Origin of the sequence: Zoogloea oryzae, assembly GCF_030161255.1 — a bacterium.
Lineage (GTDB): Bacteria > Pseudomonadota > Gammaproteobacteria > Burkholderiales > Rhodocyclaceae > Zoogloea > Zoogloea oryzae.
Genome location: NZ_BSPX01000016.1, coordinates 41,489 through 66,655, shown reverse-complemented (window position 1 = coordinate 66,655; position 25,167 = coordinate 41,489). Strand labels below are relative to the sequence as shown.

Here is a 25,167-nt window from a genome sequence, read left to right as displayed (position 1 = left end):
GCCGCTGCACCGGCGAAGCCCGCCTGCTGTGGCGCGGCGCCCGCAGCGCGCTGTTCCCCGGACGGCAGTTTGGCGACTACGAGCTGCGCGTCACAGCCCGCGCCGGCGACCTGCGCTTCCAGCTCGCCACCCTGGCCGGCGCCATCCAGGCCAGCGGCCAGGGCGAAGCCCCCTACGGCAAGCTGCCGCGCTTCGACGGCCGCATCAGCGGCGACCCGGAATTCCTCTCCCGCCTGCCGGCCATCGCCGGCGGTGCCGCCCGGCCCACCGGCCAGCCGGGGCAGTTCGACATCCACTGGCCACCCCGGTGAAATCCGTCACAACGATCTGTCATCCGCATCCGCCAGAATTGAAAGTTCATTCCAACCGACTACAACCGCGATCCACGCCATGAATCCGATCCAAGCCGCCCGTGCCGCCGGCCAGCAAGTCTGGCTCGACAACCTGTCCCGCTCGCTCATCCAGTCCGGCGAGCTTGCCCGCCACATCGAATCCGGCGTGGCCGGCGTCACCACCAACCCGGCGATCTTCCACAAGGCCATCGCCGAGGGTCAGGATTACCGCCCCGCCCTCGACGCCATGAACGGCGAAAACCTGAGCGCCGAAGCCCGCTACGAGCGCCTGGTGATCGAGGACGTGCAGCGCGCCTGCGACGTGATCCGCCCGGTGTTCGATGCGAGCAACGGCGACGCCGGCTACGTGAGCCTGGAAGTCTCCCCGGCGCTGGCCGACGACGAAGCCGGCACCGTGGCCGCCGCCCGCCGCCTGCGCGCCGCCGTCGCCCGCGACAACCTGCTGGTGAAGATCCCCGCCACCGCCGCTGGCGTGCGCGCCATCGAAACCCTCACCGGCGAAGGCGTCAGCATCAACGTCACGCTGATGTTCTCCCTCGACCACGTGGACGCCGTTGCCGGCGCCTACCAGCGCGGCCTCGACACGCTCGCCACCGCCCGTGGCGACCTGAGCCGCGTGCGCTCGGTGGCCAGCGTGTTCCTGTCCCGCTGGGACAGCCTGATCGACAAGCAGCTCGAAGAACTCGGCACGCCCGAAGCCCTGGCCCTGCGCGGCAAGGCCGGCGTGGCCCTGGCCCGCCAGGCCTACCAGCGCTATCTGGCGCGCTTCCACGGCGCCGGCTTCGCAGCCCTCGCCGCCAAGGGCGCCCGCCCGCAAAGCATGCTGTGGGCAAGCACCGGCACCAAGAACGCCGCTTACTCCGACCTGATGTACGTCGAGCCGCTGATCGGACCCGAAACGGTGAATACCCTGCCCGACGCCACCCTCGCCGCCTTCGCCGACCACGGCAAGGTCACCCCGGGCAGCATCACCGCCGACGTGGACGCCGCCGCCGCCCACATCGCCGCCCTGGCTGCCCTCGGCCTCGACATGAACGTGCTCGGCGAACGCCTGCAGGCCGACGGCCTCGCACAGTTTGCGGTGGCTTTCGGCAAGCTGCTCGAACTGACCGCCTGAGCCCTCGCGGCAAGGGGCGGCCCCGGTCGCCCCCGCCCGCCGCTGGGCCGGGCGCCGCAATCATCTCTCGCGGGCGCGTCCGGGCACGGCCCGGCGCATGGGCTAGAATCACGCTTTCGCAAAAGCTGATACACAAGGATTCCCATGCCCACCCCCGGCAACCTCATCCTCCGCGAGGCCTACCAGCCCCTGGCCTATGGCGTCGAGACGGTCGATCTCGATTTCAACCTCGATCCTCAGGCCACCGTCGTCACCAGCCGCCTCAAGTGCGTGCGCAACCCGGACGCCGCCGCCGGCCCGGTGGTGCTGTTTGGCGAGGCGCTGGAGCTGGTGTCCATCGCCATCGACGGCGCTGCGCCGGCCGAAGGCCAGGTGCGCAAGACGGAATCCGGGCTCGAGGTGAATGTGAGCGCCGACGAGGTGGTGCTGACCATCGTCACCCGCATCAACCCGTCCGCCAACCTCACGCTGTCCGGGCTGTACCAGTCCCGCGGCGGCTTCTACACCCAGTGCGAGGCCGAGGGCTTCCGCCGCATCACCTATTTCCCGGACCGTCCCGACGTCATGGCCCGCTACACCGTGCGCCTGGAGGCCGACGCCGCCACCTGCCCGGTGCTGCTCTCCAACGGCAACCTGCTCGAAACCGGCACGCTGCCTAACGGCCGTCACTTCGCCCGCTGGGAAGACCCCTTCCTCAAGCCGTCCTACCTGTTTGCGCTGGTGGCCGCCGAGCTGTCGGCGCTGGAGCGCACCGTCACCACCATGAGCGGCCGCGACGTGCTGCTGCAGGTGTGGGTCGAGGCGCGCGATCTCGACCGCGTCGAGCACGCGATGGATTCCCTGATCCACTCCATGCGCTGGGACGAGGAAGTCTTCGGGCTGGAGCTGGACCTCGACCGCTTCATGATCGTCGCTGTGTCGGATTTCAACATGGGCGCCATGGAGAACAAGGGCCTCAACATCTTCAACACCAAGTACGTGCTGGCCAACCCGGATACCGGCACCGATCTGGACTTTGAAAACGTCGAGAGCGTCGTCGCCCACGAATACTTCCACAACTGGACGGGCAACCGCGTCACCTGCCGCGACTGGTTCCAGCTCACCCTGAAGGAAGGCCTCACCGTCTTCCGCGACCAGCAATTCACCGCCGACATGATGGCGCGGGCGTCGGATTCGCCGGCTGCTGCTGCATCCGCCCGCGCCGTCACCCGCATCGCCAACGTGCGCGGCCTGCGCAGCGGGCAGTTCCCCGAAGACGCCGGCCCGATGGCCCACCCGATCCGCCCGGACAGCTACCAGGAGATCAACAACTTCTACACCGCCACGGTGTACCAGAAGGGCGCCGAGGTGATCCGGATGATCCTCACCCTGCTGGGCCGCGAAGGCTTCCGCAACGGGATGGATCTGTACTTCTCGTACCACGACGGTCAGGCCGTGACCTGCGACGACTTCGTGGGCTGCATGGCCGAGGCCAACGGCGCCGATCTCGACCTCTTCATGCGCTGGTACAGCCAGGCCGGCACGCCGCGCCTCAAGGCCGAAGGCGCCTGGGATGCCGCCACCGGCACCTACACCCTCACCCTCAGCCAGTCCACCCCGCCGACGCCCGGCCAGCCTGAAAAGCTGCCCCTGCACATCCCGGTGGCCGTGGGCCTGATCGGGCCCGATGGCGCCGACCTGCCCCTGCGCCTCGAAGGCGAAGCCAATGCGGGCGACACCACCCGCGTGCTCAACCTGAAGGAGGCCAGCCGCAGCTGGCGTTTCACCGGCCTCGCTGCCGAGCCGGTGCCGTCGGTGCTGCGCGGCTACTCCGCGCCGGTGATCCTCGAGATCGACGAGGACGACGAACGCCTCGCCTTCCGCATGGCCCATGACGCCGACCCGTTCAACCGCTGGGATGCCGCCCAGCGCTTCATGGAGCGCGTGGTGCTGGGCCTCGCCGCCGATGCCGCCGCCGGCCGCAAGCTGGAAGTGCCCCAGGCCTTCGGCCACGCCTTCCGGGCGCTGCTGGTCAATGAAAGCCTCGACCCGGCCTTCGTCGCCGAAACCCTGGCCCTGCCGTCCGAAGCCTATCTGCTGGAGCGCATGCAGCCGGCCGATCCGGCGCCGCTCCGCGCCGCGCTGATCCACCTGATGCGCGAAGTCGGCCAGGCCATGCAGGCCGATTTCCTCGGTCGCTACCTGGATCTGGAAGTGGAAGGCGAATACCGCTACCACCCGGCCGACGCCGGCAAGCGCAGCCTGCGCAACCTGTGCCTGCGCTATCTCGCCGCGTGGGGTGGCCCCACCGCCATCGACCTGGCCGCCAAGCAGTTCGAGCACGCCGGCAACATGACCGAGCGCTACGGCGCCCTCGCCGCGCTGGTGCAGAGCGACGCCCCGCAACGCACCGAGGCCCTGGCCGCCTTCCACGACCGCTACCGCGATGACGCGCTGGTGCTCGACAAGTGGTTCATGCTCCAGGCCACCGCCTGGCGCTGGTCCGATGCCGCGCCCACCACGCTGGATCAGGTGCGCGCGCTGATGGCCAACCCGGCCTTCAGCCTGTCCAACCCCAACAAGGTGTATTCGCTGCTGGGCGGCTACTTCAAGAGCAACGCCGCCGAGTTCCACCGGCCGGATGGCGCCGGCTACGCCTTCTGGGCCGAGCAGGTGGTGGCGCTTGATCGCAACAACCCGCAGGTCGCCTCGCGCATGGCCCGGGCGCTGGAAGGCTGGCGCAAGTTCACGCCGGAGATCCAGGCCCGCATCCGCGTGGCGCTGGAACAGGTCGCCGCCACCGAAGGCCTGTCGCCGGACGTGGCCGAGATCGTCGGCAAGGCCCTGGGCTGATGCCCGCCCCGGGCAGCCGCCGGCATGATCGGCGCTGCCCGGAATAGGTTTTCGTCATTCATCCGGGCCCGGCAGTGGCATCTGCCGCAGCCGGCTGTCCGGGCGGGCGGCACCCCGGCGACGGCTCCGGTATCATGGGCGACCTTCAAAATTTTTGCAGCGCGGCAAATGGAACTCCTCACCACCTTCATCGACATCATCCTGCACCTCGACGTGCATCTGGCGGCCCTCACCGCCCAGTACGGCACCTGGATCTACGTGATCCTGTTCCTCATCATCTTCTGCGAGACCGGGCTGGTGATCTTCCCCTTCCTGCCGGGTGATTCGCTGCTGTTCGTGGCCGGCGCGCTGGCCGCCACCGGCGGCATGGACATCTGGGTCCTGTGCGCGGTGCTGCTGACCGCGGCGGTGCTGGGCGACAACACCAACTACTGGATCGGCCACACCATCGGGCCCAAGGTGTTCCGCTGGGAGAACTCCCGCTTCTTCAACCGCGCGGCCTTCGACAAGACCCATTCCTACTTCGAATCCCACGGCGGCAAGACCATCATCATCGCCCGCTTCCTGCCGCTGCTGCGCACCTTCGCCCCCTTCGTGGCCGGCGTGGCGCGCATGACCTACGCCCGCTTCGTGGCGCTGGATTTCCTCGGCGGCTTCATCTGGATCTTCTCCCTCACCTGGCTGGGCTATGGCTTCGGCAACATGCCGGTGGTGAAGAAGAACCTGTCGGTGGTGATCCTCGGCATCATCGCCATCTCGCTGCTGCCGGTCGCCATCGGCTGGCTCAAGGGCCGTCGCGCCCAGGCCGCGGGCTGAGAGCACATTCATGAAAAACATCGTCATCCTGATCTCCGGCCGGGGCAGCAACATGGAAGCCATCGTCCGGGCGCAGATCCCGGGCGCGAAGATCGCCGCCGTCATCTCCAACCGCCCCGACGCCGCCGGCCTGGCCTTTGCCGCCAGCCACGGGATTGCCGCCCAGGTGGTCGATCACAAGGCCTACCCCAGCCGCGAGGCCTTCGACGCCGCGCTGGCCGAAACCATCGACGCCCACCAGCCCGATCTGGTGGTGCTGGCCGGCTTCATGCGCGTGCTCACCGACGGCTTCGTGGGTCGCTACAACGGCCGCCTGCTCAATATCCACCCCAGCCTGCTGCCGTCCTTCCCGGGCCTGCACACCCACCAGCGCGCGCTGGAGGCCGGCGTGCGGGTGGCCGGCACCACAGTGCATTTCGTCACGCCGACCCTCGACTGTGGCCCCATCGTGATCCAGGCCGTCGTGCCCGTGCTGGATGGCGACGACGAAGCCGCCCTGGCCGCCCGGGTGCTGGTGCAGGAACACCGCATCTACCCCCAGGCCGTGCGCTGGTTCGTCGAGGATCGGCTCAGCCTCACCGCCGACGGCAAGGTGCGGGTGACCGACGAACCCGCCGGCCCCGCCGGCTGGACGGTACCGCCCGTCGAGGGCTGACCGGCGCATCGTGGGCGACACGCGAAACCGCAGCCTGTGGATCGCCGTCGGCGTGTCGGCGGTGGTGCACCTGGCCGTGCTGCTGATCCCCGGCTGGCGCCTGCCCAGCGAGGAGGCCAACGTGCTGCCGCCCCTCGACGCGCGCCTCGCGCCCCTGCCCAAGCCCAGCATCCGCCCTGTGGACGACGAGAAGCGCGTCGTCCTCGGCGATGCGCCAGCCCCGCGTCCCAAGCCCAAACCCCGCAAGCCGGCCCGACCGGCCGAGCCCACCGCGGCGACCGGCCCGGTGGCCAGCATCGCCCCCGATCCCACCTCGGGCAGCGGCACCGAAAGCACCGAAGACGCCGTCGCCGGCACCGACACCCAGCCCGCCGACAACACCCCGCCCGCCCCCGCGCCCGAAACCGAAACCGGCAAGGGCGGCCAGGGCAAGACCGGCAAACCCGCCGGCCCCAGCATCGCCGAGTTGTGGGCCTCGTCGGGCAAGGTGCAGTACAACGTGATCCGCGGCGAGCGCAATTTCATCATCGGCCGCACCACCCACGCCTGGACCCACGACGACGAGCACTACTCGATGGAGACGGTGATCGAAACCTCCGGCCTCGTCGGGCTGGTCAAGCCGTTCCGGATGGTCCAGCGCAGCGAGGGGCGGATCGGGCCGAAGGGCCTGCTGCCCGAGAAATTCACCGTCGAGCGCGACGGCCAGATGAAGGAGCGCGCCGATTTCGACTGGTCGTCCGCCAAGGTCGTGCTGGTGGCCGGCGACCGCCAGCGTGAGTTCTCCATCGCCGAAGGCGACCAGGATGTGCTGTCGCTGATGCATCACCTGTCCTTCCAGCCCGACGGCCCGCTGCGCGCCGAGCTGCTGGTGGTCACCGGCAAGAGCGCGGTGCGCTCGGTGATCGAGAACCTCGGCATCGAGGAGCTGGACATCCCCGCCGGCAAGGTTTCGGCCTACCATCTCGGCAGCACGGGGCACCGGGGCGAGCTCAAGATCGACATCTGGCTCGCCCGCGATTACGCCAACCTGCCGGTGCGCCTCAAGATCACCGACAAGAACGGCGACGTGCTCGATCAGGTGGCCACCGGCGTCGATCTCGGCGCCCGGGCTGCCGCCAAGGAGTGACTTCGGTTTAGACTCCGCCCCCGGGCCGCCTTCGCGCCGCCCCCGCCGGGTGCAAGCCCGGCCTACAGAACACAGCAATCAGTATCGGATTTCCATGACCATTACCGCCGCCCAGATCCAGTCCGCCAGCCAGGCCCTCCGTTCCGTCCTGCGCTTTGACTACCCCGCCGACTCGGTGCTGTCCCGTTATTTCCGCGACCTGCGCGAACTCGGCGCCCGCGACCGGGCCTTCGTCGCCGAGGCGGTCTATGGCGTGCTGCGCCGCCTGCGCACCCTCGAGCGCCTGTGCGGCGAGGACGTCTCCACCCGCAAGCTGGTGCTCGCCTGGCTCGCCCGCGTCGAGGGCCTCACCCTCCGCCAGCTGGGCGACGGCCTGCACGGCCGCGACACCGACTTCTTCACCCAGGTGAAGGGCCGCGAGATCGGCGAGCTGAGCTTCGCCGAGAGCGCCGACCTGCCCGACTGGCTGGCCGAGCGCCTGCTGGCGAGCCGCAGCGAGGCCGAGGTGCTGGCCCTCGCCCAGAGCCTCAACCGCCCGGCGCCCCTCGACCTGCGCGCCAACAGCCTCAAGCTCGACCGCGACGCGCTGGTTGAAAAGCTCCGCGCCGACGGCATCGCCTGCGCCCCGGGGCGGTATTCGCCGCTCGCCGTGCGCCTCGAAGGCAAGCCCGCGCTGCAAAAGCACCCGCAGTTCCTCGACGGCAGCTTCGAGGTGCAGGACGAAGGCAGCCAGCTGCTGGGTTTCCTGCTCCAGCCCAAGCGCGGCGAGATGGTCGTGGACTTCTGCGCCGGCGCCGGCGGCAAAACGCTGCTGCTGGGTGCGCTGATGCGCAACTCCGGCCGGCTGTACGCCTTTGACGTGTCCGACAAGCGGCTGTCCAAGCTCAAGCCGCGCATGGCCCGCTCCGGCCTCTCCAACATCCACCCGGTGGTGATCGCCAGCGAGAACGACCCGCGGGTCAAGCGCCTCGCCGGCAAGATCGACCGGGTGCTGGTGGATGCCCCGTGCAGCGGCCTCGGCACCCTGCGCCGCAACCCGGATCTCAAATGGCGCCAGAGCCCCGAGGCGCTGGCCGAGCTCACCGTCAAGCAGGCCGCGATCCTGGCCAGCGCCGCGCGCCTCGTGAAGCCGGGCGGCCGGCTGGTGTACGCCACCTGCAGCATCCTGCCCGAAGAGAACGAAGCCATTGTCGCCGCCTTCCTGGAAGCCAACCCGGGCTTCGTGGCCCTGAGCGCCGAAGAGGTGCTGGGCAAGCAGGGCATCGAGATCGCCTGTGGCGAACAGCTGCGCCTCACCCCGGCCGACCACGACACCGACGGCTTCTTTGCCGCGGTGCTGGAGCGCCAGGGCTGATGCACTTCCGCCGGCTGGGCTGGCTGGCCCTCGTGCTGGCCGCCCAGGTGACGGCGGCCGAGCGCGAACCCACGATCAACCTGCCCGCCCACGGGCGGGTCGAGCTCGCCTTCTCCCCCTGGAACGACCCCGAGCAGGCCCTGCTCGAAGCGATCGACGGCGCACGGGAACAAATCCTGGTGCAGGCCTATCTGTTTACGAGCAAGCCCCTCGCCCGGGGCCTGATCGCCGCCCACCGCCGCGGCGTGCGCGTCGAGGCGCTGCTCGACGCAGAATCCAACCGGCCGAACTCGCTCAGCGTGATGCCCGAGTTACTCAACGCGGGTATTCCCGTGGCGGTCGAAACACGTTACAACATCGCCCACAACAAGCTGATGATCATCGACCCGGCCTCGCGCCATGGGGCGGTGGCCACCGGCTCGTACAACTTCACCCGCTCTGCGCGGGTGGCCAATGCCGAGAACATGCTGATCCTGCGCGACAACCCCGCGCTGGCCCAGGCTTACGCCCGCAACTGGCAACGCCACCGGGCCGAAGCCCTGCGCCTGGACAGCCTGGACGATCTGCCGGCAAGACGAGGAAAACAGGATGGAAGAGAATCAGATCGCTGAACTGCTGATCGACTTGTGGAAGGACGTGCAGCAGCCGGCCATCTTCTGGCAGGTGGGCGCGCTGGCCGTGTGCCTGGTGCTGGCAGGGCTCATCACCCGCCAGATCAAGGGCGTGCTGCGCCGCCGCCGCGAAGCCAACCCCAGCCTGGCCGGCGCCGGCGAGGAGGGCCTGCGCCGGGTGATCTTCCCCCTCACCGCCCTGGGGCTGGTGGTGGTGGCGCGCATCATCCTCGGCCACTGGCACCACGTGAATCTCTTCAAGCTGGCGGTGCCGCTGCTGGGCGCGATGGCGGCCATCCGGCTCACGGTGCATGCCCTCAAGCGCAGCTTTCCCAGGGCCGGCTGGCTGGCCAGCTTCGAGCGCTTCTTCGCCACCGCCGCGTGGATCGTCGTGGCCCTGCAGATCATCGGCGTGCTGCCCACGGTGATCGACGGGCTGGAGCAGATCGGCTTTACTGTCGGCAAGGCCAAGATCAACCTGTGGATGCTGCTGCAGGGCGCGCTGACGGTGATGGTCACGATGCTGGTGGCGATGTGGGCCGCCGGCGTGCTCGAAAGCCGGCTGATGCGCACCGAGGGGCTGGATTCCAACCTCCAGCTGGTGTTCGCGCGGCTCTCCAAGGCGCTGCTGCTGGTGCTCGCGGTTACCATCAGCCTGCCGCTGGTGGGCATCGATCTCACCGCCCTGTCGGTGTTTGGCGGCGCGCTGGGCGTGGGCCTGGGTCTCGGCCTGCAGAAGATCGCCGCCAACTACGTGGCCGGCTTCATCCTGCTGCTGGATCGCTCGATCCGCATGGGCAACCTGATCTCGGTGGGCACCGAGCGGGGCGTGGTGAGCCAGATCACCACCCGCTACACCGTGCTCAAGGGCATGACCGGCATCGAATCCATCGTCCCCAACGAGACCCTGGTCGGCTCGGTGGTGCAGAACGAAACCTTCACCGATCCCAAGGTGCGCATTTCGCTGCCGATCCAGGTGAGCTACGCCACCGATCTCGAGAAGGCCATGGCCATCCTCGTCGAGGCGGCCCACCACCAGCCGCGGGTGATGAAGGACCCGGCCCCCGGCGCCTTCGTCGAGGCCTTTGCCGACAGCGGCATCAACCTCCAGCTGGGCTTCTGGATCCGCGATCCGGCCGAGGGCACCCTGGGCATCCGCTCGGCGATCAACCTGGAAATCTGGCGGCGCTTCAAGGCCGAAGGCATCGAGATTCCCTTCCCCCAGCGCGAGGTACGGATCCTCGGCGACGTGGCGGTGTCGACTAAAGACAACCCGCCTTCCTGACGATATGGGGTAAACCGCTGATCTGTCTTGGTTTGCCCACGGCGCTCGACTAGAATCGGGCGGTTGAACCCAATATTTCAAGGAACGCACTGCCGATGTTCTCCGGACTGCTCGATCTGCCCTGGTGGGGCTACGTTGTCGTCACGCTGGCGATGACCCATGTCACCATCGCCTCGGTCACCATTTTCCTGCACCGTCACCAGGCGCACCGGGCGCTCGACCTGCACCCGCTGCCGGCCCTGTTCTTCCGTTTCTGGCTGTGGCTCACCACCGGCATGGTCACCAAGGAGTGGGCGGCCATCCACCGCAAGCACCACGCCAAGTGCGAGACCGCCGAAGACCCCCACAGCCCGCAGATCCACGGCATCAACAAGGTGCTGTGGACCGGTGTCTTCCTCTACGTGAAGGAAGCCCGCAACAAGGAGACCATCCAGCGCTACGGTCACGGCACGCCGGATGACGCCTTCGAACGCAAGCTGTTCTCGCGCTTTCCCAAGTCCGGCATCCTGGTGATGCTGGCGGCCGACCTGCTGCTCTTCGGCATCTGGCCGGGCGTGCTGATCTGGGGCGTGCAGATGGTGTGGATTCCCTTCTGGGCGGCCGGGGTCATCAACGGCCTGGGCCACTTCTGGGGCTACCGCAACTACAACTGCTCCGACGCCTCCACCAACCTGCTTCCGTGGGGCATCCTGATCGGCGGCGAAGAGCTCCACAACAACCACCACAGCTTTGCCACCTCGGCCAAGCTGTCGGCCCGCTGGTACGAGTTCGACATCGGCTGGATGTACATCCGCATCCTCGAGATGCTCGGCCTCGCCCACGTCAAGAAGACCATCCCGACGCCGCGCTTCGGCGCCGCCAAGGCCCGCGCCGACTTCGACACCCTCCAGGCCATCATCACCCACCGCTACGACGTGATGACCCGCTACGTGCAGAGCCTGAAGGCCATCGCCCAGGAAGAATTCACCGCGCTCAAGGCCCAGTCCGAAGGCAAGTTCACCGTGCGCGAACTGCGCCGCTGGCTCGCGGCCGAAGAAGGCCAGCTGTGCGCCGAGGAGCGCCAGCGCCTCGCCACCGTGCTGAAGGACAGCAAACGCCTCGAAACCGTGGTGATGATGCGTGACGAGCTCACCGCCCTGTGGGCGCGCTCCTCCGCCAGCAGCGAGCAGCTCCTGCAGCAACTGCAGGACTGGATCGCCCGCGCCGAGCAAAGCGGCATCCGCCAGCTCGAGGATTTCTCGCTGCGCCTGCGCCGCTACGCCTGACGCATCACGCCCTCCCCCGCCCGGAGCGTCCGCTCCGGGCAGCGTCTTTCCCCATGCTCATCCTCTTCAACAAGCCCTACGGGGTGCTGTGCCAGTTCACCGGCGAACCGGGCAAGGCCACCCTGGCGGATCACATCGACCTGCCCGGCGTGTATGCCGCCGGCCGGCTGGACGCCGACAGCGAGGGCTTGCTGGTACTGACCGACGACGGCGCCCTCCAGCAGCGCATCGCCGATCCCCGCCACAAGCTGCCCAAGACCTACCTCGTGCAGGTCGAAGGCATCCCCGACGAGGCCGCCCTGGCGCGGCTGCGCGCCGGTGTCGATCTGGGCGATTTCGTCACCAGACCCTGCGAGGCGCGCCTCGCCGACGAGCCTGCCTGGCTGTGGCCGCGCAACCCGCCGATCCGCGAACGCAAGGCGATTCCGGTGAGCTGGATCGAGATCGTCCTGCGCGAGGGCAAGAACCGGCAGGTCCGGCGGATGACCGCCAAGGTCGGTTTCCCCACCCTGCGCCTGATCCGCGTGCGCATCGGCGACTGGACCCTCGACGGCATCGAGCCCGGCAGCTGGCAGGCGACCACGCCGCCGCCAGCCCTGCAGACGCCCCGCCGCCCGCCCGCGCCGCCCTCCGGCTCCTCCGGGCGACGACAGCCCGCAACCGGACGTGCTAAGGTTGCCCGTCCCCGCAAACCTGTCTGAATGAACTTCCGATGACTGCGCTTCCGCTTCGCTGCGCGGCCCTGCTGGCCGCCCTGGTCGCCCTTCCGGCTGCGGCCGAAACCCAGATGCCGGTGACCGAACTCACCATCGGCATGTTCCGCATCGAGGCCGAAGTGGCCGCCAACGACGAGCACCGCCAGCGCGGCCTGATGCAGCGCAAGGCCATGCCGGCCAACCGCGGGATGCTGTTCGTGTTCACCGAACCCCAGCGCCACTGCATGTGGATGAAGAACACCCTGCTGCCGCTGTCCGTGGCCTTTCTCGACGACGAAGGGCGCATCGTGAACGTCGAAGACATGAAGCCCCAGACCGAGGACAACCACTGCGCCGCGAAGCCGGCACGCTTTGCGCTGGAGATGAACCAGGGCTGGTTCCGCCAGAAGGGCCTGGGCGCCGGCGTGAAGATCAACGGCGTCACACCCCTGGCCGGCTACGGCCGCTGAGGGATCGCCAGCCCCGTAGAATCGTTCGCGGCAGCGCCCGGCTGCCTCTGCTCGACGGGCGACTCAGCCGATCGGCGTGAGCTTGGCCACTGCCAGCATCAGCCACTTGGCGCCGGATTCGGCAAACTTCACCTGCACCCGCGCATCGCTGCCGCTGCCTTCGGCGGCCACGATCACCCCTTCGCCAAAGCGGATGTGGCTCACCGCCTGGCCAATCGACAGCCCGCCCAGATCGCGGGATTTCTGCGGCGGGGGCGGCGGCATCGACGGGGCGGCGGGCTTGCTCGAACCCGGGTTGTAATAGCGCGGCGACGGCTCCGACACGAAGCTGCGCCGCGGGTTGGGCGGGGTGAGCCACTTGGTCAGCGCTTCCGGGATTTCCTCGAGGAAGCGCGAGCGCAGGTTGTAGCGCACCTGGCCGTGGAGCATCCGGCTCTGGGTGAAGCTCAGGTACAGGCGCTGGCGGGCGCGCGTCACCGCCACGTACATCAGCCGGCGCTCCTCCTCCAGCCCGTCGGATTCGAGGATGCTGTTCTCGTGGGGAAACAAGCCCTCCTCCAGCCCCGACAGGAACACCACGTCGAACTCCAGCCCCTTGGCGGCGTGCACCGTCATCAGCTGCACCGCCTCGGTGCCCGCGTCGGCCTGGTGGTCGCCGGCTTCCAGCGAGGCGTGGGCGAGGAACTCGGCCAGCACCGTGCCGGTATCGGTGCCCATGTCAGCCGGGCGTTCGCCCGAGCCCACCTCGGCATTGAAGTTGGCCGCGGCGTTGATGAGTTCGTCCAGGTTCTCGAGGCGCTCCTGGCCTTCCTTCTCGTTCTTGTAATGAGTGCGCAGGCCCGACATCTCGATGACGTGATCCACCATCTCGTGGAGCGGCAGCGCGGCGGTTTCCTGGCGCAGGCGCTCGATCAGCCCGACAAATTGCGCCAGCGACGTGCCCGGCTTGCCCGAAAGATGCGGCACCGTCTGGTAGAGCGGCGTATTCCAGGTGCGCGCCGCGTCCTGCAGGGCTTCGAGTGAGCGGGCGCCGATACCGCGGGTCGGGAAGTTCACCACCCGCGTGAAGGCCGTGTCGTCGTCCGGATTGGCGATCAGGCGCAGGTAGGCCAGCGCGTGCTTCACCTCCTGACGCTCGAAGAAGCGCAGGCCGCCATACACCCGGTAGGCCACGCCGCTGGAGAACAGCTGGTGCTCCAGCACCCGCGACTGGGCGTTGGAGCGGTACAGCAGCGCGATGTCGGAACGGCTGATGCCTTCGCGCACCAACGACTGCACCTCCTCGACGATGAAGCGCGCCTCGTCGCTGTCGGTGAAGGCCTCATACACGCGGATCGGCTCGCCGGCGCCCCGGTCGGTCCACAGGCTCTTGCCGAGGCGCTTGCTGTTGTTGGAGATCAGCGCGTTGGCCGCATCCAGGATGTTGCCGTGGGAGCGGTAGTTCTGTTCCAGGCGGATCACCGCCGGCACTTTGAAATCCCGCTCGAAATCCCGCATGTTGCCGATCTCGGCGCCCCGGAAGCGGTAGATCGACTGGTCGTCGTCGCCCACGCAGAACAAGCAGGCGCAGCCTTCGTCACCGTTCCCCGCCAGCAGCTTGAGCCAGCGGTACTGCAGCACGTTCGTATCCTGGAACTCATCCACCAGGATGTGGCGGAAGCGGGCCTGGTAATGCCTTCGGATCGGCTCGTTGCGCTCCAGCAGCTCGTAGCTGCGCAGCAGCAATTCAGGGAAATCCACAACTGCCTCGCGCTGGCATTGGGCCTCATACTCCATGTAAAGCTCGACCCGACGTCGGGTGTAGTCGTCCCACGCTTCTACTGCAGCCGGCCTGATGCCGGCTTCTTTCTGGCCGTTGATGAAGTGCTGGAGCTCCCGCGGCGGAAACTTCTCGTCGTCAACGTTAAGGGTCTTCAGCAGGCGCTTGATCGAAGCCAGCTGGTCGCCCGAATCGAGGATCTGGAACAGCTGCGGCAGGCCGGCCTCCCGGTGATGGGCGCGCAGGAAGCGGTTGCACAGACCATGGAAGGTGCCGATCCACATGCCGCGGGTGTTGATCGGAAACATCGCCGACAGGCGGGTGAGCATCTCCTTGGCGGCCTTGTTGGTGAAGGTCACGGCCAGGATGCCCTGGGCGCTGCAGAAGCCGTTCTGGATCAGCCAGGCGATGCGCGTCGTCAGCACCCGGGTCTTGCCCGAGCCGGCGCCGGCCAGGATCAGCGCATGCTGGGGCGGCAAGGTGACGGCGGCCAGTTGTTCGGGGTTCAGGTTGTCGAGAAGCTGGGACATGGCGAGGGAAAGGGTTCGTGAGTTCGACTGCGAAGCGCGCCATTCTACCGCCCCGGCCCCTGCAGGACGCCGCCGCAAAACGGGCAACGGTGATGTTGCAAAAACGCAAATCACCGTGACGCAATTCATTCATCGCCGACGAGCGGCACTTGCAGTGAGTGGGTGGCTTGCCTAGAATGAAGTTGTGCAGTGCAGCAAACAATTCGAAACAGAAGTCAAAAACCTTTGTTTCGCAATGGCTTTATACTGATCGTAAAATACTGCAACGCAACAGAGAGCCAAAAGACTGCGCCACGACACCAAACCGGCGCAGCAAAACAGGAGTAACAGCCATGAAAGCACCGAAAAATCTTCCCTGGCACGCCCGCAAGGCCGGCGTGTCCATCGAGCGCGCCGAAGCCCTGTGGCGCAAGGCCGTCCGTGAAGCCACCGCCGACACCGGCTGGGTTGGCACTTCCGAATTCTGGGGCGCGGCAGAAGCCCGCTTCCTCGACCTGCTCAAGCAGGAACAGAACACCCTCTGTACGCCGCACGTCGAAGCCTTCGTGCGCAGCCAGCACCGCATGGGCCTGCTGCCCCTCCTGGCCGCCGAAGAGATGATCGCCGCGATGTCTGCCAACTGGCAGCGCTTCTGCACCCAACTGCGCAAGGCCGCCTGACGCTGCCTGCAAGGCCCCGGAAAGGGGCCAGCAAACCGTGTTTTTCTCCCTCCTCTCCCTTGTGGAGATTTGACGGCGTCTGTCGCAAGGCAGACGCCGCTTTTTTTCGTCCATCGCCGGGGAGGCGCGAAGGAAACCCCCGTCCCCTTATCTGGTTCGTCAATCACCCTGCAGATCGGACTTCAGTCCGACATCACGGATCGAGCAGCCGACGGTTGTCGGACTGAAGTCCGACCTACAGGGCAGACCGAGGCTGTCGGCGCAAACCGGTCGCCGGCCCTCCCCCCCCTGATATAATCTGCAACTTTGCATCCCTCACCGGAGTTCAATGTGCTGATTTCCAACGCCTTTGCCCAGGCCGCCCCGGCCGCCGCGCAAGACCCGATGTCCACGTTCACCGGCCTCCTGCCGATGATCCTCATGTTCATCGTGCTGTGGTTCCTGATGATCCGCCCGCAGATGAAGCGCGCCAAGGAACACAAGGCCCTCCTCGAAGGTCTGCAGAAGAACGACGAAGTGCTCACCCAGGGTGGCATCGTCGGCAAGGTCACCCAGATCAGCGACGGCTACGTGCACGTCGAAGTGGCCCCCAACACCCAGATCGTCGTCCAGAAGCAATCCATCGGCGCCGTGCTCCCCAAGGGCACCCTCAAGTCGATCTGATCGCCATCCGGCCGGGGCCCTGCTCCGGCCGTTTCGCATCGCAGCACCGTCTCTGCAACACCTGTTTCCTCTCCTTTTCGCCAGACCATGAACCGCTACCCTCTCTGGAAAAATCTCCTCATCGGCATCGTCCTGCTGTGGGGACTGATCTACACCCTGCCGAATTTCTACGGAGAGGTGCCCGCCGTCCAGGTCTCCAGCGGCAAGGCCACCCTCAAGCTCGACGCCAGCGCCACCATGGCCCGCGTCGAAGAGAGCCTCAAGGCCGCGGGCATCGCCCATGACGGCCTGTTCGCCGATCTCACCAGCGTGCGCGCGCGCTTCCGCGACACCGACACCCAGCTCAAGGCCAAGGACGCCATCGAGAAGGCCTTCAACCCGGATGCCGCCGACCCTTCTTACGTGGTCGCGCTCAACCTGCTGTCGGCCAGCCCCCAGTGGCTCACCTCGATCCACGCGCTGCCCATGTACCTGGGCCTCGACCTGCGCGGCGGCGTGCACTTCCTGCTCCAGGTGGACATGAAGGGCGCCGTCACCAAGCGCCTCGACGCCACCGCCGGCGACCTGCGCACCCTGCTGCGTGACAAGAATGTCCGCCACGCCGGCATCGGCCGTGAAGGCGCCGCCGTCGTCATCAAGTTCCGCGACACCGAAACCCAGGCCCGCGCCCGGAGCGTGATCTCCGCCGCCAACAACGATCTGCAGCTGGTCGAAGGCCAGGACGGCGCCGACTACAAGCTCACCGCCAGCCTCACTCCCCTGGCCCAGAAGACCATCCAGGAATTCGCCATCCGCCAGAACATCTCCACCCTGCACAACCGGATCAACGAGCTCGGCGTGGCCGAACCGGTGATCCAGCAGCAGGGCCTCGACCGCATCGTGGTGCAGCTGCCCGGCGTACAGGACGTGGCCAAGGCCAAGGACATCCTGGGCCGCACCGCCACCCTCGAAATCCGCCTGGTGGATGACACCCCGGGCGGCCTCGAAGCCGCGCTGCAAGGCAACGTGCCGCCGGGCACCGAGCTCTACACCGAGCGTGGCGGCAACCCGCTGCTGGTCAAGAAGCAGGTCGTCCTCACCGGCGAGCGCCTCACCGACGCCCAGCCCGGCTTCGACGGCCAGACCCACGAAGCCGCCGTGCATCTCACCCTGGATTCCGCCGGCGCCCGCATCTTCAAGGACATCACCCGCGAGAACATCAACAAGCGCATGGCCATCCTGCTCATCGAAAAGGGCAAGGGCGAAGTCGTCACCGCCCCTGTGATCCGCTCCGAGATCGGCGGCGGCCGCGTGCAGATCTCCGGCCGCATGACCTCCGAGGAAGCCACCGACACCGCCCTGCTGCTGCGCGCCGGCTCGCTGGCCGCCCCGATGGAGATCATCGAGGAGCGCACCATCGGCCCGAGCCTTGGCGCCGAGAACATCTCCAAGGGCTTCCACTCCACCCTGTGGGGCTTCGTGGCGATCGCCATCTTCATGTGCGCCTACTACATGCTGTTCGGCCTTGTGTCGGTGCTCGCGCTGGCCTCCAACCTGCTGCTGCTGGTCGCCCTGCTGTCGCTGCTCCAGGCCACGCTCACCCTGCCCGGCATCGCGGCCATCGCGCTCACCCTGGGCATGGCGATCGACGCCAACGTGCTGATCAACGAACGCATCCGCGAAGAGCTGCGCAACGGCTCCACGCCCCAGGCCGCCATCCACGCCGGCTACGACCGGGCCTTCGACACCATTCTCGACTCCAACGTCACCACCCTGATCGCCGGCATTGCCCTGCTGGTCTTCGGCTCCGGCCCGGTGCGCGGCTTTGCGGTGGTGCATTGCCTCGGCATCCTCACCTCCATGTTCAGCGCCATCCTCGTCTCGCGCGGGCTGGTCAACCTGATCTACGGCAAGAAGCGCAAGCTCGAAAAGCTCGCCATCGGCCAGGTGTGGAAACCGGGCATCTGATGCCCCCGGGCGGGGGCGTCGGGCTGAAGCCCGACCTACAAATCCCCGCCCCCGCAGCACCCTGTAGGTCGGACTTCAGCCCGACAACGGCAACCTCAGCAACATCAACTCCAGCACGGAGCGCATCACCGCCATGGAATTCTTCAAGATCCGTAAAGACATCCCCTTCATGAAGCACGCGCTGGTGTTCAACGTCATCTCGTTGATCACCTTCCTGCTCGCGGTGTTCTTCCTGGCCACCAAGGGCCTGCATTTCAGCGTCGAGTTCACCGGCGGCACCCTGATGGAAGTCAGCTACGCCGAGCCCCCGGCCCTCGAAAAGCTCCGCGACGCCCTCGGCAAGGAAGGCTACCAGGACGCCCAGGTGCAGAACTTCGGCAGTTCCCGCGACGTGCTGATCCGCCTGCCCAACCGCTCCGGCGACGAGACCGCCAAGGTCAGCGAGAAGGTGATGGCCAGCCTCGCCGCCATCGACGGCCCCAAGGCCGAGCTGCGCCGCGTCGAATTCGTCGGCCCGCAGGTGGGCAAGGAGCTCGCCTCCGACGGCGCCATGGCCCTGCTGCTGGTGATCGGCGGCATCGTGCTCTATCTGGCAATGCGCTTCGAATGGCGCTTCGCCGTCTCGGCCATCATCGCCAACCTTCACGACGTCATCATCATCCTGGGCTTCTTCGCACTGTTCCAGTGGGAGTTCTCGCTGCCGGTGCTCGCCGCCACCCTCGCGGTGCTCGGCTACTCGGTGAACGAATCGGTCGTCGTGTTCGACCGGGTGCGCGAAACCTTCAAGAAGAAGCGCGGCCTGACCACCCCGCAGGTCCTCGACCACGCCATCACCAGCACCATCAGCCGCACCATCATCACCCACGGCAGCACCCAGATGATGGTCCTCTCGATGCTGCTGTTCGGCGGCGAGACCCTCTACTACTTCTCGCTGGCCCTCACCATCGGCATCTGCTTCGGCATCTACTCCTCCGTCCTCGTCGCCAGCCCGCTGGTCATGTGGCTCGGCGTGAGCCGCGAACAGTTCATGCAGGTGAAGAAGGAAAAGCAGGAAGCCGTGGTCTGATCCCCGGCACTGCACAGCATCAAGGGCTGCCCCAGGGCAGCCCTTTCTTTTTGGTGCGGCGGCCGGAACGCTCCTTTTCAGGGGCCAGTCCGGACACCCGCCGTACGAGTCCATCCACGGATGAATCCCCCCGCGACCTGCGGCTTCGGCCCCACCTACCCTCGCCTTTTGACGGCAGCAAGCCCTCCCCGGGCCGCTAACCAACGCACCCGACTCGCCTCGACATCGCACGATCTGCTCGATCCGAGTTGCCGATGGCCTCTCCGGCATGCCGAGCACGTCGCGATCTTCGGCCTCTGCCGCCCATTTTTATAAGTCCTTTATCCGGCCGCATCCCCTTTTTCGAATCTTTTGATACCGCCTTCCCTAGCATGAAGGTACCGAAAAGTCCGATCCGAAAGGGGAAATCATGGATCTCGTTTACATCGTCCTCACCGGCGCCTTCCTGGCGTTGATGATTGGCTTCGCGGTCGGTTGCGACCGCCTGGGGGGCCGCAAATGAGCTGGCCCTATGTTTTCGGCGCCATCGCCGCTGTCGCGCTGCTGATCTATCTCGTCGCGGCGCTGCTCAAACCGGAGGACTTTTCATGACCTCCCATGCCTGGCTCCTTCTGGGCGCCTTCCTGGCCGTACTGCTGCTGTCAGCCAGGCCTCTCGGTCAGTACATTGCCCACGTGATGGAGGGGCGGTTCCGTTCAGGCCGCCCTGTCGAGAACTTCCTGTATCGCCTGTGCGGCGTAAAGGCCGACGAGGAAATGAACGGGCTGCGCTACGCGTTGGCGCTCATCCTGTTCAATGGACTCGGCGTCCTGGCCGTGTATGCGCTCCAGCGCCTGCAGGCCGTGTTGCCGCTCAATCCGCAGCAGATGGCGGCTGTCACGCCGGACTCTGCCTTCAACACCGCCATCAGCTTTGTGACCAACACGAACTGGCAAGGCTACGGCGGCGAATCGACCATGGGCTATCTGGTCCAGATGCTCGGCCTGACGGTGCAGAACTTCCTCTCCGCGGCGACCGGCATCGTCGTGGTGATCGCCTTGATCCGCGGCATCGCCCGGCACAGCACCGCCACCATCGGCAACGCCTGGGTGGATCTGACCCGCGCCACCTTGTACCTGCTCCTGCCGCTTTCCGTGGTGATGGCGGTCGTCCTGGTTGGCCAGGGCGTGATCCAGAACTTCGACGCCTATCGCGACGTGGCGACGCTGGAAGTCACCCACTACGACGCGCCGAAGCTGGATGCGGCCGGGCTGCCGCTGAAAGACGCCAACGACGCGCCAATCACCGAACCTGCCGAAACGAATACCCAGACCCTGGCCATGGGTCCGGTGGCCTCCCAGGAAGCCATCAAGCTGCTCGGCACCAACGGCGGTGGCTTCTTCAACGCCAACTCGGCCCACCCGTATGAAAACCCGACGCCGCTCGCCAATTTCATCGAGATGTTGGCCATATTCCTGATACCGGCCGCCTTGTGCGTGACCTTCGGGCGGCTGGTGGGCGACGAGCGCCAGGGATGGGCCGTGCTTGCCGCGATGACGCTGATGTTCGTGGCAATGGCGTGGTCCGCGATGACCTTCGAGCAGCAGGGCAATCCCGGGCTTGCTGCGCTGGGCGTGGATCAAGGTGTCAGCGCCTCGCAGCCGGGCGGCAACATGGAAGGCAAGGAGACCCGTTTCGGCATCGCGGATTCGGCACTCTTCGCGACCGTCACCACCGCCGCATCCTGTGGCGCGGTCAACGCCATGCACGACTCCTTCACGCCCCTCGGCGGCCTGGTTCCGCTGGCCAACATGCAGCTCGGCGAGGTGGTCTTCGGCGGGGTCGGCACGGGCCTTTACGGCATGCTGGTGTTTGCAATCCTGGCCGTCTTCATTGCGGGCCTGATGATCGGCCGAACCCCGGAATATCTGGGCAAGAAGATCGAGGCCTACGAGATGAAGATGAGCTCCATCGCCATCCTCGTCACCCCGCTGCTGGTCCTCCTCGGCACCGCCGTCGCCGTGATGACTGAAGCCGGCCGGGCCGGCATCGCGAACCCCGGCGCCCACGGGTTCTCGGAAATCCTCTACGCCCTGACTTCCGCCGCCAACAACAACGGCAGCGCCTTTGCCGGCCTGTCCGCCAACACGCCCTTTTACAACGTGCTGCTGGCCGTGGCGATGTGGTTCGGCCGCTTCGGCGTGATCGTGCCGGTGCTGGCGATGGCTGGCTCCCTCGCGGCCAAGAAGCGGATACCGGCGAGCGCCGGAAGCATGCCGACCCACGGCCCGCTGTTCGTCACCCTGCTGATCGGCACCGTGTTGCTGGTGGGGCTGCTCAACTATGTGCCTGCGCTGGCCCTGGGGCCGGTCATCGAGCATCTGCTGTTGTGGATGGCGGCTTGAGGAGAAAGACATGACCAAGAAGACCTTTACCCTGTTCGATCCCGCGCTGGCCGTCCCGGCCATGCGTGAGGCCGTGCGCAAACTCAGCCCGGCCGTGCAATGGCGCAACCCGGTGATGTTCGTGGTGTACGTCGGCAGCATCCTCACCACCCTGCTGGCAATCCAGGCGCTGGGCGGCGAAGGTGAAGCCCCGGCCGGTTTCATCATCGCCATTTCCGTGTGGCTCTGGTTCACGGTGCTCTTCGCCAATTTCGCGGAAGCCCTGGCGGAAGGCCGCAGCAAGGCCCAGGCGGCATCCTTGCGCGGGCTCAAGCGGGAAACCTGGGCCAAGAAGCTGCTGGAGCCCCGTTACGGCGGCAAGTGGCAGCTGGTTCAGGGCAATGACCTGCGCAAAGGGGATGTCGTGGTGGTCGAGGCGGGCGATATCGGCCAGTCGGTGATCCCTGCGGACGGCGAAGTGATCGAAGGTGTGGCGTCGGTGGATGAGTCTGCCATCACGGGCGAGTCCGCTCCGGTGATCCGCGAGTCGGGCGGCGACTTCTCGGCCGTCACCGGCGGTACCCGCGTGCTGTCGGACTGGATCGTGATCCGCGTCACCGCCAACCCGGGCGAAACCTTCGTCGACCGGATGATCGCGATGGTTGAAAACGCCAAGCGTCAGAAGACCCCCAACGAGATCGCGCTGACCATTCTGCTGGTCGCGCTGACCATCGTGTTCCTCGGCGTCACCGTCACGCTGCTGCCGTTCTCGCAGTTCAGCGTCGACGTGTCCGGCGCCGGCAGGCCGGTGGGCATGACCGTGCTGGTGGCCCTGCTGGTGTGCCTGATTCCCACCACCATCGCGGGCCTGCTGTCGGCCATCGGCGTGGCCGGCATGAGCCGGATGATGCAGGCCAACGTGATCGCCACTTCGGGCCGCGCCGTGGAGGCTGCGGGTGACGTGGATGTGCTGCTGATGGACAAGACCGGAACCATCACGCTGGGCAACCGCCAGGCATCCGCGTTCCTGCCGGCGGACGGGGTCAGCGAATCCGATCTGGCCAACAGCGCCCAGCTCGCCTCCCTTGCCGACGAGACCCCGGAGGGGCGCAGCATCGTGGTTCTCGCCAAGCAGAAGTACGACCTGCGCGAACGCGACATCCATGCGCTGGCCGCCCATTTCGTGCATTTCTCGGCCCAGACGCGCATGAGCGGTGTCGACCTGGGCGACAAGCAGATCCGCAAAGGCGCCGCAGAAGCGATTCGACACCACGTCGAAACCCTTGGCGGCAGCTTCCCGGCCTCGGTCAGCGCCCGGGTCGATGAGGTCGCCCGCCGCGGCAGCACGCCGCTGGTCGTCTCGGAAGGAAAGCGCGTGCTCGGGGCGATCGAGCTCAAGGACATCGTCAAGGGCGGCATCAAGGAACGTTTTGTCGAACTGCGTCGGATGGGCATCAAGACCGTGATGGTCACGGGCGACAACCGCGTCACCGCCGCCGCCATCGCAGCCGAGGCCGGCGTGGACGACTTCCTGTCGGAAGCCACCCCCGAAGCCAAGCTCGCCCTGATCCGCCAGTACCAGGCCGAGGGACGCCTGGTGGCGATGACCGGCGATGGCACCAACGATGCACCGGCGCTGGCCCAGGCCGACGTGGCGGTCGCGATGAACACCGGCACCCAGGCCGCCAAGGAGGCCGGCAACATGGTGGATCTGGACTCCAACCCCACCAAGCTCATCGAAGTGGTGGAGACCGGCAAGCAGATGCTGATGACACGCGGCTCGCTCACCACCTTCAGCATCGCCAACGACATCGCCAAGTACTTCGCCATCATTCCCGCGGCCTTCGTCGGCACCTACCCGCAGCTTGCCGCCCTCAACGTGATGGGGCTCAGCAATCCGGCGTCGGCCATCCTCTCGGCCGTGATCTTCAACGCGCTGATCATCGTGTTCCTGATCCCGCTGGCGCTCAAGGGCGTGCCCTATCGCCCCCTCGGCGCGGCCACGCTGCTACGCCGCAACATGGCCATCTACGGTCTGGGCGGCATCCTGGTGCCCTTCGTGGGGATCAAGCTGATCGACCTTTGCCTTGCCGCCACAGGCCTCGCCTGAAACTGGAGACACAACCATGAAAAACCTCTTGCGCCCCGCCCTCAGCGTCTTCGTGGTGTTGAGCGCCGTCACCGGCCTTGCCTACCCGCTGGCCGTCACCGGGATCGCCAGCGTGGCCTTTCCCGAACAGGCCGCCGGCAGCCTGATCCTGAAGGACGGACAGCCCGTGGGATCCAGCCTGATCGGACAGCACTTCAGCGACCCGAAGCACTTCTGGGGCCGCCCGTCCGCCACCGCCCCGCAGCCCTATAACGCGACAGCGTCGTCCGGTTCCAACCAGGGGCCGCTCAACCCGGCGCTCATCGACGCGGTGAAGGCGCGTATCGAAGCCCTGCGCGCCGCCGATCCGGGCAATACGACACCCGTGCCCGCAGATCTGGTGACGGCATCGGCGAGCGGGCTCGACCCGCACATCAGCCCGGCCGCCGCTGCATGGCAGGTCGGACGGGTGGCGCGAGCACGCGGTCTGCCGGCGGCCACGGTTGGCGCGCTGGTCGACGCCCACACGGACGGCCGCCAATGGGGCTTGCTCGGCGAACCCCGGGTCAATGTCCTCAAGCTCAACCTGGCGCTGGATGCGCTGAAAAACTGAATCTGGAGCCACGAAAACCAATGTCGAATACGATCCAACGCCTCACCGTGCTGGCCCTGACGGCCACCGCCTTCCACGCCCCGGCCCATTCGCAGCAGGATGCGGAAGTCTCCGCCGCCCAGCCCTCGCTGACGGCCAATGTCGGTCTCTTCAGCAGCTACCGCTTCCGGGGGCTTGACCAGACCTTCGGCAAGCCGGCCATCCAGGGCGGCTTCGATTACGCCCATGCCTCCGGGCTGTATGCCGGCAACTGGAACTCCAATGTCAGCAGTGGCGCCGGCTACCCCGAGGGAAGCCTGGAAATGGATTTCTACGGTGGTTACAAGACTTCGCTCGGTGATGTCGGCCTCGACATGGGGCTGCTGTATTACTACTACCCCGGCACACACCTGGACAATGCCTTCGCGGGCGTGAATCGCCGCCACCCGGGCGCAAGCGCAAGCGGAGGCGTCACCAACGGCGAGCTCTACATCGCAGGAAGCTGGCGTTTCCTCACCCTGAAGTACTCGCACGCCGTCACGGAGTACTTCTCGATGCCCGGCACCCGGGGAACGGGCTATGTGGATCTGTCGGCCACCCACGACTTCGGCAACGGCTACGTGCTCGGCGCCCACGTCGGCCGGCTGCTGCTGCGCGACTTCTCCTACCTCAATGCCGACGGCTCGACCTATGACGGCCGCTACACCGACTGGCGCATCGGCGTCACCCGGGACATGTCCGGCTGGATCGTTGGCCTTGCCTACGTGGGCACCAACGCACAGGGGCGCTGCGGCAACGGAGAGTTCTACTGCTTCAGCAGCAGCATGCAGCGCGACGGAACCGGAAGTGGTTCGCAGAGCCGCGATGCCGGCCGGGGCGTGACCATCGTGTCGATCAGCCGAAGCTTCTGACGCACCCTC

22 protein-coding genes are annotated in these 25,167 nt (G+C 66.9%); 21 read left to right on the top strand and 1 reads right to left on the bottom strand.

Features of this window, described 5'->3' with window-relative positions:
* From QQK25_RS07450 to QQK25_RS07395, 12 genes are all read left to right on the top strand, one after another.
* The coding region (locus tag QQK25_RS07450; protein WP_284187372.1) for a hypothetical protein at positions 1-311 on the top strand (311 nt) is incomplete at its 5' end.
* A gap of 79 nt (positions 312-390) precedes the next feature.
* Positions 391-1,470, top strand: coding sequence for a transaldolase (gene tal / locus QQK25_RS07445; protein WP_284187371.1), 1,080 nt, complete (start codon positions 391-393; stop codon positions 1,468-1,470).
* Between the two features lie 144 nt (positions 1,471-1,614).
* Complete coding sequence (pepN, locus tag QQK25_RS07440) at positions 1,615-4,302, top strand: aminopeptidase N (RefSeq protein ID WP_284187370.1); 2,688 nt, start codon at positions 1,615-1,617, stop codon at positions 4,300-4,302.
* Between the two features lie 168 nt (positions 4,303-4,470).
* Complete coding sequence (locus QQK25_RS07435) at positions 4,471-5,118, top strand: DedA family protein (RefSeq protein ID WP_284187369.1); 648 nt, start codon at positions 4,471-4,473, stop codon at positions 5,116-5,118.
* A 10-nt stretch (positions 5,119-5,128) separates the two neighbouring features.
* Positions 5,129-5,773, top strand: a complete 645-nt coding sequence (gene purN, locus QQK25_RS07430) for a phosphoribosylglycinamide formyltransferase (protein ID WP_284187368.1) — start codon at positions 5,129-5,131, stop codon at positions 5,771-5,773.
* A 10-nt stretch (positions 5,774-5,783) separates the two neighbouring features.
* Positions 5,784-6,899 carry a DUF3108 domain-containing protein gene (locus tag QQK25_RS07425; RefSeq protein WP_284187367.1) on the top strand — a complete coding sequence of 372 codons (1,116 nt, stop codon included), beginning with the start codon at positions 5,784-5,786 and terminating at the stop codon, positions 6,897-6,899.
* A 94-nt stretch (positions 6,900-6,993) separates the two neighbouring features.
* A complete protein-coding gene (locus tag QQK25_RS07420; RefSeq protein WP_284187366.1) occupies positions 6,994-8,253 on the top strand; it encodes an RsmB/NOP family class I SAM-dependent RNA methyltransferase in 1,260 nt (419 codons plus the stop codon).
* Complete coding sequence (locus QQK25_RS07415; RefSeq protein WP_284187365.1) at positions 8,253-8,864, top strand: phospholipase D family nuclease; 612 nt, start codon at positions 8,253-8,255, stop codon at positions 8,862-8,864. The genes QQK25_RS07420 and QQK25_RS07415 overlap by 1 nt, the downstream gene beginning before the upstream one ends.
* Positions 8,842-10,149, top strand: coding sequence for a mechanosensitive ion channel family protein (locus tag QQK25_RS07410; protein WP_284187364.1), 1,308 nt, complete (start codon positions 8,842-8,844; stop codon positions 10,147-10,149). The genes QQK25_RS07415 and QQK25_RS07410 overlap by 23 nt, the downstream gene beginning before the upstream one ends.
* A gap of 95 nt (positions 10,150-10,244) precedes the next feature.
* Positions 10,245-11,414: a DesA family fatty acid desaturase gene (locus QQK25_RS07405; protein WP_284187363.1), complete on the top strand. Its 1,170-nt coding sequence runs from the start codon at positions 10,245-10,247 to the stop codon at positions 11,412-11,414.
* A 53-nt stretch (positions 11,415-11,467) separates the two neighbouring features.
* The gene (locus QQK25_RS07400; protein WP_284187362.1) at positions 11,468-12,115 is read left to right on the top strand and encodes an rRNA large subunit pseudouridine synthase E; all 648 of its coding nucleotides are present in this window, start codon (positions 11,468-11,470) and stop codon (positions 12,113-12,115) included.
* Between the two features lie 11 nt (positions 12,116-12,126).
* Positions 12,127-12,579 carry a DUF192 domain-containing protein gene (locus tag QQK25_RS07395; RefSeq protein ID WP_284187361.1) on the top strand — a complete coding sequence of 151 codons (453 nt, stop codon included), beginning with the start codon at positions 12,127-12,129 and terminating at the stop codon, positions 12,577-12,579.
* 63 nt (positions 12,580-12,642) lie between these two features.
* Here QQK25_RS07395 and QQK25_RS07390 read toward each other — a convergent pair whose 3' ends face one another.
* Entirely contained in the window at positions 12,643-14,868 is a 2,226-nt protein-coding gene (locus QQK25_RS07390) for a UvrD-helicase domain-containing protein (protein ID WP_284187360.1), read from the bottom strand.
* A gap of 332 nt (positions 14,869-15,200) precedes the next feature.
* Here QQK25_RS07390 and QQK25_RS07385 point away from each other — a divergent pair, with 332 nt between their 5' ends.
* The 9 genes from QQK25_RS07385 (at position 15,201) to QQK25_RS07345 (ending at position 25,158) form a co-directional block, all read left to right on the top strand.
* Positions 15,201-15,527 (top strand): hypothetical protein, encoded by a 327-nt coding sequence (locus tag QQK25_RS07385; protein ID WP_153161268.1) that lies wholly within the window; start codon positions 15,201-15,203, stop codon positions 15,525-15,527.
* A gap of 330 nt (positions 15,528-15,857) precedes the next feature.
* On the top strand, positions 15,858-16,190 hold the full coding sequence (gene yajC, locus QQK25_RS07380) for a preprotein translocase subunit YajC (RefSeq protein ID WP_153161267.1): 333 nt from the start codon (positions 15,858-15,860) through the stop codon (positions 16,188-16,190).
* Positions 16,191-16,277: 87 nt separating this feature from the next.
* Entirely contained in the window at positions 16,278-18,137 is a 1,860-nt protein-coding gene (gene secD / locus QQK25_RS07375) for a protein translocase subunit SecD (protein WP_284187359.1), read from the top strand.
* Between the two features lie 133 nt (positions 18,138-18,270).
* Positions 18,271-19,203: a protein translocase subunit SecF gene (gene secF / locus QQK25_RS07370; RefSeq protein ID WP_153161265.1), complete on the top strand. Its 933-nt coding sequence runs from the start codon at positions 18,271-18,273 to the stop codon at positions 19,201-19,203.
* A gap of 498 nt (positions 19,204-19,701) precedes the next feature.
* Complete coding sequence (gene kdpF, locus QQK25_RS07365; RefSeq protein WP_284187358.1) at positions 19,702-19,794, top strand: K(+)-transporting ATPase subunit F; 93 nt, start codon at positions 19,702-19,704, stop codon at positions 19,792-19,794.
* Positions 19,791-21,587 (top strand): potassium-transporting ATPase subunit KdpA, encoded by a 1,797-nt coding sequence (gene kdpA, locus QQK25_RS07360; protein WP_284187357.1) that lies wholly within the window; start codon positions 19,791-19,793, stop codon positions 21,585-21,587. Before kdpF ends, kdpA begins: the two co-directional genes overlap by 4 nt.
* A gap of 10 nt (positions 21,588-21,597) precedes the next feature.
* A complete protein-coding gene (kdpB, locus tag QQK25_RS07355) occupies positions 21,598-23,676 on the top strand; it encodes a potassium-transporting ATPase subunit KdpB (RefSeq protein WP_284187356.1) in 2,079 nt (692 codons plus the stop codon).
* A gap of 16 nt (positions 23,677-23,692) precedes the next feature.
* Positions 23,693-24,268, top strand: coding sequence for a potassium-transporting ATPase subunit KdpC (gene kdpC, locus QQK25_RS07350; protein ID WP_284187355.1), 576 nt, complete (start codon positions 23,693-23,695; stop codon positions 24,266-24,268).
* A gap of 20 nt (positions 24,269-24,288) precedes the next feature.
* On the top strand, positions 24,289-25,158 hold the full coding sequence (locus QQK25_RS07345; RefSeq protein ID WP_284187354.1) for a TorF family putative porin: 870 nt from the start codon (positions 24,289-24,291) through the stop codon (positions 25,156-25,158).
* Positions 25,159-25,167 lie beyond the last annotated feature (9 nt).

What these genes read in the sequence shown, in the direction of transcription:
- tal (WP_284187371.1), top strand. Translation starts at nt 391, where the DNA reads ATGAATCCGATCCAAGCCGCCCGTGCCGCCGGCCAGCAAGTCTGGCTC.
- pepN (WP_284187370.1), top strand. Translation starts at nt 1,615, where the DNA reads ATGCCCACCCCCGGCAACCTCATCCTCCGCGAGGCCTACCAGCCCCTG.
- QQK25_RS07435 (WP_284187369.1), top strand. Translation starts at nt 4,471, where the DNA reads ATGGAACTCCTCACCACCTTCATCGACATCATCCTGCACCTCGACGTG.
- purN (WP_284187368.1), top strand. Translation starts at nt 5,129, where the DNA reads ATGAAAAACATCGTCATCCTGATCTCCGGCCGGGGCAGCAACATGGAA.
- QQK25_RS07420 (WP_284187366.1), top strand. Translation starts at nt 6,994, where the DNA reads ATGACCATTACCGCCGCCCAGATCCAGTCCGCCAGCCAGGCCCTCCGT.
- QQK25_RS07415 (WP_284187365.1), top strand. Translation starts at nt 8,253, where the DNA reads ATGCACTTCCGCCGGCTGGGCTGGCTGGCCCTCGTGCTGGCCGCCCAG.
- QQK25_RS07410 (WP_284187364.1), top strand. Translation starts at nt 8,842, where the DNA reads ATGGAAGAGAATCAGATCGCTGAACTGCTGATCGACTTGTGGAAGGAC.
- QQK25_RS07405 (WP_284187363.1), top strand. Translation starts at nt 10,245, where the DNA reads ATGTTCTCCGGACTGCTCGATCTGCCCTGGTGGGGCTACGTTGTCGTC.
- QQK25_RS07400 (WP_284187362.1), top strand. Translation starts at nt 11,468, where the DNA reads ATGCTCATCCTCTTCAACAAGCCCTACGGGGTGCTGTGCCAGTTCACC.
- QQK25_RS07395 (WP_284187361.1), top strand. Translation starts at nt 12,127, where the DNA reads ATGACTGCGCTTCCGCTTCGCTGCGCGGCCCTGCTGGCCGCCCTGGTC.
- QQK25_RS07390 (WP_284187360.1), bottom strand. Translation starts at nt 14,868, where the DNA reads ATGTCCCAGCTTCTCGACAACCTGAACCCCGAACAACTGGCCGCCGTC.
- QQK25_RS07385 (WP_153161268.1), top strand. Translation starts at nt 15,201, where the DNA reads ATGAAAGCACCGAAAAATCTTCCCTGGCACGCCCGCAAGGCCGGCGTG.
- secD (WP_284187359.1), top strand. Translation starts at nt 16,278, where the DNA reads ATGAACCGCTACCCTCTCTGGAAAAATCTCCTCATCGGCATCGTCCTG.
- secF (WP_153161265.1), top strand. Translation starts at nt 18,271, where the DNA reads ATGGAATTCTTCAAGATCCGTAAAGACATCCCCTTCATGAAGCACGCG.
- kdpF (WP_284187358.1), top strand. Translation starts at nt 19,702, where the DNA reads ATGAGCTGGCCCTATGTTTTCGGCGCCATCGCCGCTGTCGCGCTGCTG.
- kdpA (WP_284187357.1), top strand. Translation starts at nt 19,791, where the DNA reads ATGACCTCCCATGCCTGGCTCCTTCTGGGCGCCTTCCTGGCCGTACTG.
- kdpB (WP_284187356.1), top strand. Translation starts at nt 21,598, where the DNA reads ATGACCAAGAAGACCTTTACCCTGTTCGATCCCGCGCTGGCCGTCCCG.
- kdpC (WP_284187355.1), top strand. Translation starts at nt 23,693, where the DNA reads ATGAAAAACCTCTTGCGCCCCGCCCTCAGCGTCTTCGTGGTGTTGAGC.
- QQK25_RS07345 (WP_284187354.1), top strand. Translation starts at nt 24,289, where the DNA reads ATGTCGAATACGATCCAACGCCTCACCGTGCTGGCCCTGACGGCCACC.